The organism is Sphingobacterium sp. CZ-2 (assembly GCF_004526235.1).
GTDB lineage: Bacteria > Bacteroidota > Bacteroidia > Sphingobacteriales > Sphingobacteriaceae > Sphingobacterium > Sphingobacterium tenebrionis.
Genome location: NZ_CP038159.1, coordinates 149,031 through 161,099 on the forward strand (window position 1 = coordinate 149,031; position 12,069 = coordinate 161,099).

Sequence of the window (12,069 nt, forward strand, 5' to 3'; positions counted from 1 at the left end):
AATTAATTTTTACAGGAAGCCAAAAGTGCCGCAGCGCGTTCCTTTCCCCAGGAAGGATAGAATTTTGTGGCGTTTTTTTCCTTATCGAATAAAGATACCGCTTTTTCCAATTGCTTACATTCCTCTTTCGTATCTCCGCCCATGTATTTTTTGGATTGCATGGAAAAGTCAGCCATTCCTGAAAGCGCTCTTGGGTTGTTGGGCTCTAAAGCTAAAGCTTTCTGATATTGTTCCATGATCTGCGGGCTCAAGGTCATTGCCGTTGCCATTGGGTCGATGGTCAGTTCGGAAGTTAATGCCAAGGCATTCAAGACATACCATTCGGCATTCAGGCTTTTTTCGTCTTTGGGGATCAGGGCTTTCGCCGCATCAATGGCTTTCAGTTTCTCCTCATTATTGGTCATCATAAAAGAATTCGTAATCCCCACCATGGCTTGGTAATATTTGGGGATCCAGTTATCCTTCTCAACCTGCGCAACTCGTTCAAAGGTCGCCATCGCTTCTTGGGATTTGCCCGCTTTCCAGCTTGCCAAACCTTCGGTCATCGCTTTTTCGTAAGGGGTCTGTGCCAAACCGGAAAGGCTCCATATTGTTAATAAACAAATCATTAATGTTTTCATGTCTTTTTGTTTTAGTGTTATTTACGATTAAAGTTCTATGATGCTGTCCTATATGTCAAGTCAAATCTGATGGATTGTTGATTTTTAGGGATGAACCGTTAAAGGTTCTCCAATTGATTGTCTTTTTTTTTGTTTTTACTGATGGTCCAGAAGAATCCCACAAACACAAAATGTTTTGCGGTAGGAACAACGGCCTTTCGCGCAAACTGACCATTGGCATCTGCATGGCTACGGTATTGATAACCGTAGATAGGTTCATTTCCAAGCACATTGGTCATGGAGAAGAAGAGGATTTTCTGTTGGGTCAACAGATAGGACCAACTAACGGATAGATCATTCTGCCCTTTGGTCATGGGCATTAGATCCGGTTCATTAGGGTTAAAATAGGTACGGCCAGAAGAGTAGGTATTGGTAATACTGGCCTGAGATCGAATGGAACTTATCCAATATTTGGCCACCAAAGAGAGTTGATGCTTGGCCACATAGGTAGGCTGTACCGCATGAGTAAAATTACGTTCCAATTTCTGCGCATCCGTTAGGGAATAAGACACCCAATATTGAAGAAATGGAATACTCTTACTGTCCCTCCAGAATATATCAATACCCTTTACCCTCCCAAATCCCTTGTTTTCAAAACGACTCTGGTATTGGGGAGTCTGGGTGTCATAAGTGATCAATTGGTCATAATCTTTGGAGTAGGCTTCCAACCGAAGTAATTGCCCCTTTCCGATATAGCTGTAATTGAGCACATAATGTGATGCGGAAGTCCAGGGGAGATCATTTTTGAACTTGGCAATCGCAGATGTCGCCCCCTGGTGATACCTGCCATAAGCAAAAGACGCCTGATGGTTGCGGTTGATCGCGTAGCCTATCGATGCTCTTGGCTCCAGAAATTGTTGCTCCGAAAAGGTCTGTATATAACGCAGCCCAACCCCCACTTGCAAGCCAGCAAAAAGGCGGTACTGCCCTTCTGAAAATGCAGCCAACTGCTTTCTTTCGTAGCCATAACTATACCTGGGTAGGCTTGGTTCTTGGAGGTTCTCCGCCAGTTTCTCATAAAGGAATTCCGTCCCGAACATCCATTGCCATTTGTTCCCCATGGATTTGCGCATTAGGGTTTTAACATGACTTCCCCATTGCTCCGTAGGTATTCCAAAACTGGAAAACTGAAGATCCTGTTTAAAATATCCAAGACCCAATCCCGATTCCCAAGTCCAATTGTTGGGTAGGTATTGTTGGAAACTGCTATTGAGATAGGCGTTGTGCGATCGGATAGCGGTTTTTATCCGCTCATCATACTCAATGCTGTAGTCCTCGAATTGAAAATCTTCGAAGGCATAATTGCCATACAGGTTAAAAAAAGACTGTTTTCCTTTCTTCCTCCAAATGGCTTCTCCGGATGCTTGTTGATAGGGTCTGATCCAGGTGATATCTTGCGGGATCAAGGACATATACGGATTCAGGTTGGTATAACTCCCATTGAAGCTTAAAGAGTTGTCCTTCCAACTTTGCGTATTGCTTAGGCCCAGGCCAACGGTGGAAAAAGAGAGTTCTGTTTTAGGTTCTGCCAACTCCAAGGCGGTACTCAGGTTTAAGATCCCGGAAAGTGCATTCCCAAATTCAGCACCATAGCCTCCGGTCGAGAAGTTGGTGCCCTTAAATAGAAACGGGGAAAACCTTCCCCGCACAGGAACACCATTGGCCGAGGAAGTATAGGGTTGAAAGACCTGAATACCATTTACAAAGGTTTGGGTTTCGGTAGGATCACCGCCTCTGACCATCAATCGGCCGTCCTCACCGGCGATCTGAGCTCCAGGAAGTTTCTGTAGCGCAGCGACAATATTCCCCATGCTTCCTGCGGTCGTCACAATATCCAGAGGCGATAAAACCGCATTGTATTTATTCCCCACCATGATCTGTCCGGCACGGATCTCGATGGCTTCAATTTCTTCAATAGGATAGAGGGTAACCTGAAGATCCAAGCTATCCTTTAACGCTATTTCCATCTCCAATTGGTTATATCCCGCTTTGCTAAAGATGATCTTCTGGTTACCAAGCGCAGAACTGCTAAACTGGAAATTTCCTAAACTATCACTGATGGTCCCATCGTAGGTTCCAGCAATAAATACATTGACATGCTGAACGGGGACTTTTTTGGGATTCTTGATCGTGCCTTGAACCTTAATTTCCAGAGCCATCAACAGGGTTGGAAATAAACAAAAGAAAAAGAATAATAATCGCATATTTGGTTTTTTTAGGAAAGTTAATTCCCTGTTACAGCTGTGAAAAATCTTTAGGGATGAACCGTTAGGATGTTCGGATGAACTGATGGATTTCCAGTTTGAAAGGATTTTGTATTTTTGGATATCATATTTCAATAAACATGACCTCTTTCCGAAAGCTGAACCAGCCTACAGGCCGAATTATTCACCAAGATGATGCCTCTTATCTGTTTTTTGGCGGTACGGCCTATCTAGGGCTGCTCCAAAACCCCGATTATATCGAATTATATAAGGATGGTATCGACAAGTACGGATTGAACAATGGTACTTCAAGAACCAATAATGTACAATTAGGGATCTATGAAGAAGTAGAGCAGGACTTGGCACAACGATTCGGATTTGAGGATGCTGCGGTACTTTCCAGTGGTTATTTAGCCGCACAGATTGCCGTAAAGGTTTTGAGCAAAGGCAGAAAAGTTTACTATGCCCCCGACTGCCATCCCTCGCTGTGGTTGGATGATGATCCAGGGGTAGCGGTAGGATTCGAGGATTGGTTGACCAACAGCATCGAGGAAATCAATGCCTCAGATGAAGAGGAGTTCGTCATGATTTCCAACAGCATGGATAATCTCACACCGAGATTAAACGACTTTTCCCCATTAAATCAACTTTCTAATAATAAGTATGTTACCTTGATATTGGATGATTCCCATGGCATCGGGGTACTTCGGAAAAACCAGGTTTCCACTCCTGTAGAAACCTATAAAGCAGAAAACCTGAACATCGTTGTTCTGGCCTCCTTGGCGAAGGGAATGGGGACGGATGCGGGGGTAGTGCTGGGCAATTCCGAGACCATTATAGCTATTAAAAAGCATCCCATTTTTTTGGGGTCATCACCTTCTGCCCCGGCGGCGTTGTATGCCCTTAAAAACGGGAAAGCCATTTATAACCACGCCTTCGACCAGATGCAGGGCAATGTTTCCCAATTGGAAGGCCTGGTCAAAGGGCTAAAATTAAGTCACATTCCCCATTTTCCCGTGTTCTCCACTCAAACACCGGCGCTCTATAAACACCTTATTAATCACAAGATTGTTATATCAAGTTTTCCCTATCCGTTGGCGGACAGTCCCCTTTTAAATCGTATTATTGTGTCCGCCCTACATAGACCAGCCGATATAGAGTGGTTAGGGGAGGTTTTATCCAGAGAAAATATTTTAAAACTTTGATTGTCAATAAAATAATTGTAGCTTTGCAAGCCTTTTGGAATGTAATATTGGGGATTCATCTACTAATTCGTTGAATGATAACGATTTGGTTATTAAAAAAACGCAAAAATATTTTCATTACTCAATATAAAAAGATACTTTTGCAACCCCAAAAGGCCTATGAGGTACAGGGTTTAGATTAATTAGAGTAAAATAGATATGACTAAAGCAGAAATTATTGCAGAGATCTCTAACAAGACTGGGTTAGAGAAGGTTGATGTACAAGAGACCGTTGAAGCATTCTTCAAAGTAGTTAAAAGCGCCATGGTTGGTGGTGAAAATGTTTACGTAAGAGGCTTCGGTAGCTTTGTGGTAAAAAAGAGAGCAGAAAAAACAGCTCGTAACATCTCAAAAAATACAGCTATCATTATTCCTGAGCACTACGTGCCTAGCTTTAAACCAGCAAAAGTTTTTGTAGAAAAAGTGAAAAACGGAAATAAAAAATAATCATTTAACATGAAGAACACCAGACAAATACAGATCGTCGTAGCTTTAGTAGTAGTCATTATCATGGGCTTTCTATTGGTACGTCCTGTAAAAGGTTTGGTGACAAAAGAAGAAACAGCTGCAGCAGCTACTGAACAAGGCGCCGCTGCAGATGACTTTACCCTATCTAGCGTTTCGGAAGCCTCCAAACGCGGATTAAACCCAGCAATTGTTTCTGAAATTACTGACCTGGAGAAGAAAGCTGATAAAGCTTCTGGGGAAGAGAAAATTGCGATCTATCAGCAATTGGCCGATAAGTGGAATGATGTGGAAAAAGCTGTCCCTCAAGGATTCATCTATGAGGATATGGCTACCATTTCACCAAAATTCGACTATTGGTTGAAAGCAGGTAATGCTTACCGTAAAGGATATACGAATTTGCAGGATAGTGCTTTGGTTGTTGCGTTGAACAAACGTGCCATCACTGCCTTCCAAAAAGCAGTTGACCTGGACGGTAAAAATTTGGAAGCTAAAACAGGTCTTGGTGCTGCCATGGTCACAGGAACAAACAATCCTATGTCTGGTATCGCCCTTTTAAGAGAAGTGGTTGAAGCTGATCCAAAGAACATCGAGGCAAACAAAACTTTAGGTTTGTTTTCATTACAATCACGTCAGTTCGATCGTGCTATCGATCGTTTCAAAACAGTGGTTGAATTAAAACCTGATGCAGAGTCGTATTTTTACCTTGCAACAGGATATCAAAATATAGGGATGAAGAATGAGGCTATCGCTGCTTTTGAAAAAAGCAAGTCGCTGGCGGCTGACCCTTCTCTCTCGCAGTTCATCGATCGCGAGATCGAAAAACTCAAGAAGTAATTAACACATTCGTTTAAACATTTTAAAAAATTAAGCTATGCCAAGCGGAAAGAAAAGAAAAAGACACAAAATGGCTACTCACAAACGTAAAAAACGTTTAAGAAAAAATAGACACAAAAAGAAATAAGCATTTTTAGGGCTTAGGCCCTGTAAAATCATGTGTACAATCTATGATGAAAACACTCATCATAGATTGTTTTTTTCATAAACGGTTTTTAGGTTTAACCGGACAAAAACGTTGTAGAGCGAGTCTACAACCGTCCTTAATGAAGTAGCTGTTGGTAAAGGAATTAATTATCGATTCAGTCCCCGATAAGGGGGTGACTATTGCTTTACTACAGGACAAGCAACTTGTTGAGTTAAATCGAGAACAGGTCGGCAATAATTACGCGGTAGGAGATATTTACTTAGGGAGAGTAAAGAAAATCATGCCCGGATTGAATGCCGCTTTCGTAGATGTAGGTTACGAAAAGGATGCTTTTTTGCATTACCTCGATTTGGGACCTCAGGTTCAATCCTTGATCAAACTGACAAGGGTAGTAAAGAATGGCAGTTACCAAGAAAAACTGCTCAATAGTTTAAAGCTTGAAAAGGACATTGACAAATCAGGAAAAATTTCGGATATCTTAAGCCGGAACATGCTGTTGCCCGTACAGATTGCCAAAGAGCCAATCTCTACCAAAGGGCCAAGGCTGAGTTCTGACTTATCCATTGCTGGAAGGTTTGTTGTATTAGTACCTTTCTCAAGCTCGGTATCTATTTCCAAGAAAATCAAAGGAAGCACTGAACGTAATCGCCTAAAAAAGATTGTCGAAAGTATTAAACCGGCAAACTTTGGTGTAATAATCCGTACGGTGTCGGAAGGAAAGGGAGTTGATGAACTCCAAAAAGACCTTCTCGATCTGATCTCTAAATGGGAATTGTTTACCAAACGTCTTAAAACAGCCGAACCTCCACAAAAAGTGCTTGGAGAAATGGATCGCGCATCCACTATTTTACGCGATATCTTAACAGATGAATTCACCCATATTTATGTGAATGACCAGGACATCTATGAAGAGGTTAAATCCTATATTCAAGAGATCTCTCCAGACCTGGAAAAAATTGTAAAGCTCTATAAACATAAGGAGCCGATTTTTGACCATTACGGTGTTGAGAAGCAAATCAAGGCGTCCTTTGGCAAAACCGTCAACCTGCAAGGAGGTGCTTACCTGGTGGTAGAACACACAGAAGCCCTACACGTAATTGACGTGAACAGCGGAAACCGCATTGCCAACAAGGAAAATCAAGAAGATAACGCCCTCCTGGTGAACAAGGAAGCGGCTAAAGAAATTGCCCGTCAGCTTCGGTTGCGGGATATGGGTGGAATTGTAGTCATCGATTTTATCGATATGCACAAACCCAACAATCGGAAGGAACTGTATGGTTTCTTAAAAGAGTGCATGGCAACTGACCGCGCTCGACACACCATTCTCCCTCCTAGTAAATTTGGTTTAGTACAGATTACTAGGCAACGTGTCCGTCCTGAAATGAGCATTGTGACCAATGAAAAGTGTCCTGCTTGTGACGGAACGGGTGAAATTAGATCTAGCATCGTGTTGCTGGATGACATTGAAAACAATTTGAGCTTTATTTTGCAGGAGCAAAATGAAAAGGGTGTAACACTTTGTGTGCATCCTTACATTGCCGCCTACATTAAATCGGGTTTAATATCCCGCAGAATGAAGTGGTTTTTCAAATATGGTCGATGGATTAACGTGAAGGAAATGAGTTCGTATCATCTAACTGAATTCCACTTCTTTAATTCCAAAGACGAAGAAATAAAATTATAAAGGAAAAGCTGCATTGGAAAATGCAGCTTTTTTTTGTTTCATGTTTTATTTCATGGGTTTTCTATCCCCGTCATTGTGGGGGATGAGGGCCCTGTCATAGCTACGGCCGCGTCATTGCGAGGGTCGCGTCATTGCGAGGAACGAAGCAATCTTTCTTTCCATGTCATCCTGATTCCTTCCCATGTCATCCTGAGAATTAAAAATTTGAACTAAATTTATCGGAAGGTGATGACATTTAGTAACTTAGTTCATTGACCATTCTGCAGTTTGACCGGACTATCGTATAGTGCATCTTGCCTGTCCCTGAGCTTGGTTCCATAGATTGAGGCATTGGAGTTTGGTACATCTTTTAGATTGTCCGTATGGTAGCCTGCCGTTTATTTTTCCTCTATGGGCTTAATGGTTTCACATTTTAATTGATGTGCCATGAAAATCATTCACGATCATGCTGCGGGGATCGATATCGGTTCACGCAGAATCTTCATCTCCGTCCAGGGGCAGGAGGTCGTTTCCTTCGCCACTTTTACCCGTAACTTTCGCGAAGCCCTGGACTATCTGCTCTCCCATGGTGTGGACACCGTTGCGATGGAGGCCACGGGTTCCTATTGGTTCATCCTTTACGATATCCTCCACGCCGGAGGGCTTGACGTCTGGCTGGTCGACGGCCGCCAGACCAAACAGGTCCCCGGACGGAAGACCGATGTAAAGGACTGCCAATGGATCCAGCAGCTGCACAGCTATGGACTGCTGAACCGCTGCTTTGTGGCCGAAGGGGACCAAAAGGAGATCCGCAGCTACCTGAGGCTGAGGGAGGACCTGCTGCGGAACGCCGCCATGCATGTCAACCACATGCAGAAGGCCCTGGTGGAAATGAACATCAGGCTTCCCGAGGTACTGAGCCAGATCCATGGAGCAAGCGGTATGGCCGTCATCGGTGCCATCCTGTCGGGCGAGCGCGATCCTGGTGTCCTGCTGTCCCTGTGCCATACCAGGCTGCGCAGGACCAAGTCCCAGGAGATCCTTGCCGCCCTGGAGGGTTTCTATACAGAAAGGGGTGTGTTCGCCCTAAGGATCGCCCATGAGGCCTATCTGTTCTACATGAAGCAGATTGCCGAATGTGACCATAAGCTGGAAGCCCTGCTGCAGAAGGGCGGCGATGGCGGCAAAGGGACCCAGTCAGGGCCCAGGAAACCGATACGGCACAACAGGCCGGACATCAGGGACCTTGGCGCCCATCTGCTGGACCTCTTCCAGGGCAGGGATGCCACCATATTGCCCGGGATCACGGACTATACCTGGATGCAGATCTACAGCGAGACGGGAAACGATCTGGAACGATGGGCCACGGAGAAGCATTTCACAAGTTGGCTGGGGCTATCTCCGGGGCAGAACAGCTCGGGCACAAGTAGCAGAAGGGTCAAGCGGAAGGGGAAACCGCTGACCGGACAGATATTCCGGGTCATTGCACAGGGACTCCTACAGAGCAAGAAAATAGCGATCGGGGAATTCGGACGAAGGCTTCGGGCCAGAAAAGGGCCTATGATCGCCATCAAAGCCATGGCCAACAAATTGGCAGCACAGTATTGGCGACTGATGGTAAAGGGGACCACCTATGTGGAACAAGGGGTGCAGACCTATGAAACACAATTGAAAAAGCAGAAGGAAAAGTACCTGAACAGGTTGGCACTGGAGTTCGATATGAAATTAGAGAAGATACATTGACCTGATTAACAATAGGTTATACAACATGTCATTGGTAGCGCAGTCGAAGGATCTCTACGTTAGGTTATTTACGAACAGATGCTTCGACGATGCTCAGCATGACATGCGGGAAGATTGCTTCGTCGTGCCTCCTCGCAATGACGTGGTGGGGCGATGCCTGACTTTTCAATCAAAATGCTATCCAATTAATCTCCACCCCATCTTTTTCCATCTTCCGAAAAAAAGTCATTTGCCGTTTCGCAAAACGATGGATCTCCGTTTTAAGCTTTTCCACAAATTGTCCATAATCCAGTTCCCCATTCAAATACCTCCCTGCAAACTTATATTCCAATCCAAACCAGTCCAACTTCTCCAAGCCAATCCCTTCCTCCATCAATTTTTCCACCTCAGGAATCAACCCCTCCCTTAACCTACTGTCCAACCGCCCATCAATTCTACTCCTTCGCAACTCCAAAGAAGGGTTTAGTCCAAAAGCAATATAATCCTTTACCAAAGGCTCCTTAGCTTCTGGAACATCATTTTCCTTCAAATAATTCAAAATCTCCAAGGCCCGGATCAATCGTTTCTTACTATCCCAATCAATCTGGAAATCTTCGGGAATCTCCATCCGCTTTATCCTCGAAATCAGTTCCGACTTCGATAAACCCTCCATCTCAAACTGAAAAGCCACATCCTTTGGTACAGCACTATAAACCTGCTCCTTCAACAAAGAAAGTATATAAGACCCCGTTCCACCACATAATATTGGTCTCTTTCCCGTGGATAAAATATCCCGATATGCCCTCTCAAAATCCCGTTTGAACTGTTTCACCTCATATTGACCCGAAGGTGGAAGGATATCGATCAAATGATAAGGTACCTCCTCATATTCCTTCAGATCTTTTCCGGTTCCGATATCCAAAGACCTGTAAACCTGCCTGGAATCAGCAGAGATAATCTCGCCATCAATCTTCCTCGCCAATTTAACCGCCAGCTTCGTTTTCCCCGATGCCGTAGGTCCCAATAGGATAACAAGAAAATCAGGCGAAAGAAAATCCTTCGCCTGATCTATTTTTTGCAATATGTAATCTATTGGTTCTAAATCACAAATTTTGTCCATTTTTCATTGCTTTCGTTGCTCTTCACAACGGTTTCGATAAAGGCCATTCCACGAACACCATCATAAACATTTGGAAAATCCAATGCCTCTGCCGATGGTTCTGTTCCTTCCTTCTTCGCCGAAACCGTCAAGGCAAAATTCCTATAGATATTCGCAAAGGATTCCAACAATCCTTCTGGATGACCCGCTGGTATACGTGTATTGTGAGTCGCAAAAGAACTCAGAGTAAATGGAGCAGCATATGCATTTCCGGTACGATAGATTTGTCTTGGTTGATCCAACATCTTAATGATCAGGTTGTTCGGATCTTCGTTCGCCCATTCCAAACCACCTTTTTCACCATAGATACGGATCCTAACGGCGTTTTCCTCGCCCGCAGAAATCTGGGATGCCATCAAGACACCTTTTGCTCCCTGCTCAAAATGCAGCAATACCGATCCATCATCATCCAATAAACGACCTTCCACAAAAGTGGTCAGATCCGCACATAATTCCGTAATCTTCAATCCCGACACGTATTCCGCCAAATGCGCAGCATGCGTACCGATATCACCCATTACCAAGGATTTTCCGGAACGTTTTGGATCAGCACGCCAAGCAGCGCCCGCATTCCCCTCTCGCTCGCTCAAGCGGCTTAACCAACCTTGAGGATACTCCACAACGATCTTACGGATCTTACCAAAATGACCGTCCTTCACCATCGCTTTCGCCTGTTTCACCATCGGATAACCCGAATAGGTATGAGTCAGGCAAAGCGTTTTACCTGTACGCTCTACAATTTCCTTCAATTCTTGCGCCTCTTCCAAAGATACTGTCATCGGTTTTTCTACCACCACATCAAATCCATTCTCCAATGCCAACTTAGCCGGACCAAAATGCAGAAAGTTTGGTGTAACGATGGTCACAAAATCCATGCGTTCCCCTTCAGGAAGCTTGGCCTCTTCCGCGATCATCTGCTCATAAGTTTCATAAACGCGTTCTTCAGGCACAAAAAGATCCTGACCCGATTTTAGGGAAACTTCACGGTTTACACTGAAGGTTCCACAAACTAATTCTATTTTTCCATCCATAAAGGCAGCAATTCGGTGTACGGCGCCAATAAACGCGTCGTTTCCTCCACCGACCATGCCCATGCGTAGTTTACGTTTCATAAGGTGTGAATTTCGATTGATTAAGCGTTAAATATAAGAAATTAAACAAGCTTTTAAACAGTATAGACCAATTTAATGCTTCCAGAATTGGAAAATAGGTAGCCTTCCGGATAGTCTGATCGGATTTGCTCCAACTCGGCAAAATCATGGATAGGAACCTGTCTACTACCACTTACCCAAAATTGTTGAGGCGGTTTTTCGGCTATTTTCCGAAATCCAATAACAGCCAGCGAGGAGTCTTGGCTCCAATCCTTATCGCTATAGGTCATAATATCGCCAGGCTTAAAATCAGCAATAAATCCCTTCAGCAGTTTGGAAATGCCCCCTAAGACTAAAAAATCTGCTTTATGGCAGAAACGGAGCAGTTCAAAGGATCGGTAATCCGAAGGTTTGTCCAGCATTTTCCTTCCTCCACTGAACACGGCCAATGAAACCAATTCACCCTGATGGAAAAGCCCATACCGGTACTTGCCGGGTAAAGGGATTTGGAGATGATGTTCCTCTTGGAAATCTAGGGCAACCTTTTTGTCCACCCGTGCAAGGACCGTATCCCGGGCATAGATTTTTTTTGCTATGCCGGCCATTACCTTCAACCTATTGATCAACTTATCCTGCTGGGCAACAAATTGATGAACGTTCAGATAGACCGTTTTTTTAGCTTGATTGAGCATAGGATCCTTGGCCTGCCCCTCATCCATCAGAATTTTAAAGCTTAATTCCGGAGCATCGAATACCACCGCCTTATCGATAGACACCATCTCCAAAGTAACCTCCAACTTGGAAGAAAGTGTCTGAAGGATAACCTGGTAATCGATCTGTTGCATGCCGCAAAATTAGCTTAATTCAATAGAATATC

The 12,069-nt window shown here is 44.1% G+C and carries 10 protein-coding genes; 5 read left to right on the forward strand and 5 right to left on the reverse strand.

Going from position 1 to position 12,069, the window contains the following annotated elements; translation table 11 throughout:
- Positions 1-2 precede the first annotated feature (2 nt).
- Both E3D81_RS00670 and E3D81_RS00675 read right to left on the reverse strand, forming a co-directional pair.
- The gene (locus E3D81_RS00670) at positions 3-620 is read right to left on the reverse strand and encodes a hypothetical protein (protein ID WP_099366068.1); all 618 of its coding nucleotides are present in this window, start codon (positions 618-620) and stop codon (positions 3-5) included.
- Between the two features lie 98 nt (positions 621-718).
- On the reverse strand, positions 719-2,863 hold the full coding sequence (locus E3D81_RS00675) for a TonB-dependent receptor (RefSeq protein ID WP_134776076.1): 2,145 nt from the start codon (positions 2,861-2,863) through the stop codon (positions 719-721).
- A 140-nt stretch (positions 2,864-3,003) separates the two neighbouring features.
- Here E3D81_RS00675 and E3D81_RS00680 point away from each other — a divergent pair, with 140 nt between their 5' ends.
- The 5 genes from E3D81_RS00680 (at position 3,004) to E3D81_RS00700 (ending at position 8,963) form a co-directional block, all read left to right on the forward strand.
- The gene (locus E3D81_RS00680; protein WP_134776077.1) at positions 3,004-4,068 is read left to right on the forward strand and encodes a pyridoxal phosphate-dependent aminotransferase family protein; all 1,065 of its coding nucleotides are present in this window, start codon (positions 3,004-3,006) and stop codon (positions 4,066-4,068) included.
- A gap of 198 nt (positions 4,069-4,266) precedes the next feature.
- Positions 4,267-4,554, forward strand: a complete 288-nt coding sequence (locus tag E3D81_RS00685; RefSeq protein WP_099366071.1) for an HU family DNA-binding protein — start codon at positions 4,267-4,269, stop codon at positions 4,552-4,554.
- Between the two features lie 9 nt (positions 4,555-4,563).
- On the forward strand, positions 4,564-5,409 hold the full coding sequence (locus E3D81_RS00690; protein WP_099366072.1) for a tetratricopeptide repeat protein: 846 nt from the start codon (positions 4,564-4,566) through the stop codon (positions 5,407-5,409).
- A 278-nt stretch (positions 5,410-5,687) separates the two neighbouring features.
- Positions 5,688-7,241 carry an Rne/Rng family ribonuclease gene (locus E3D81_RS00695; protein ID WP_099366073.1) on the forward strand — a complete coding sequence of 518 codons (1,554 nt, stop codon included), beginning with the start codon at positions 5,688-5,690 and terminating at the stop codon, positions 7,239-7,241.
- A gap of 426 nt (positions 7,242-7,667) precedes the next feature.
- Complete coding sequence (locus tag E3D81_RS00700) at positions 7,668-8,963, forward strand: IS110 family transposase (RefSeq protein ID WP_134776078.1); 1,296 nt, start codon at positions 7,668-7,670, stop codon at positions 8,961-8,963.
- Positions 8,964-9,132: 169 nt separating this feature from the next.
- Here E3D81_RS00700 and miaA read toward each other — a convergent pair whose 3' ends face one another.
- From miaA to E3D81_RS00715, 3 genes are read right to left on the reverse strand one after another with little or no spacing between them, the layout of a single operon-like run.
- A complete protein-coding gene (gene miaA, locus E3D81_RS00705; protein WP_245153257.1) occupies positions 9,133-10,023 on the reverse strand; it encodes a tRNA (adenosine(37)-N6)-dimethylallyltransferase MiaA in 891 nt (296 codons plus the stop codon).
- Between the two features lie 17 nt (positions 10,024-10,040).
- Entirely contained in the window at positions 10,041-11,213 is a 1,173-nt protein-coding gene (locus E3D81_RS00710) for a Gfo/Idh/MocA family protein (RefSeq protein ID WP_134776080.1), read from the reverse strand.
- Between the two features lie 53 nt (positions 11,214-11,266).
- Positions 11,267-12,037: a hypothetical protein gene (locus E3D81_RS00715; protein WP_099367852.1), complete on the reverse strand. Its 771-nt coding sequence runs from the start codon at positions 12,035-12,037 to the stop codon at positions 11,267-11,269.
- Positions 12,038-12,069: the final 32 nt, after the last annotated feature.

Excerpts from the sequence above, each read along its gene's own strand:
- E3D81_RS00670 (WP_099366068.1), bottom strand. The coding sequence starts at position 620 with ATGAAAACATTAATGATTTGTTTATTAACAATATGGAGCCTTTCCGGT.
- E3D81_RS00675 (WP_134776076.1), bottom strand. The coding sequence starts at position 2,863 with ATGCGATTATTATTCTTTTTCTTTTGTTTATTTCCAACCCTGTTGATG.
- E3D81_RS00685 (WP_099366071.1), top strand. The coding sequence starts at position 4,267 with ATGACTAAAGCAGAAATTATTGCAGAGATCTCTAACAAGACTGGGTTA.
- E3D81_RS00710 (WP_134776080.1), bottom strand. The coding sequence starts at position 11,213 with ATGAAACGTAAACTACGCATGGGCATGGTCGGTGGAGGAAACGACGCG.
- E3D81_RS00715 (WP_099367852.1), bottom strand. The coding sequence starts at position 12,037 with ATGCAACAGATCGATTACCAGGTTATCCTTCAGACACTTTCTTCCAAG.
- E3D81_RS00690 (WP_099366072.1), top strand. The coding sequence starts at position 4,564 with ATGAAGAACACCAGACAAATACAGATCGTCGTAGCTTTAGTAGTAGTC.
- E3D81_RS00680 (WP_134776077.1), top strand. The coding sequence starts at position 3,004 with ATGACCTCTTTCCGAAAGCTGAACCAGCCTACAGGCCGAATTATTCAC.
- E3D81_RS00700 (WP_134776078.1), top strand. The coding sequence starts at position 7,668 with ATGAAAATCATTCACGATCATGCTGCGGGGATCGATATCGGTTCACGC.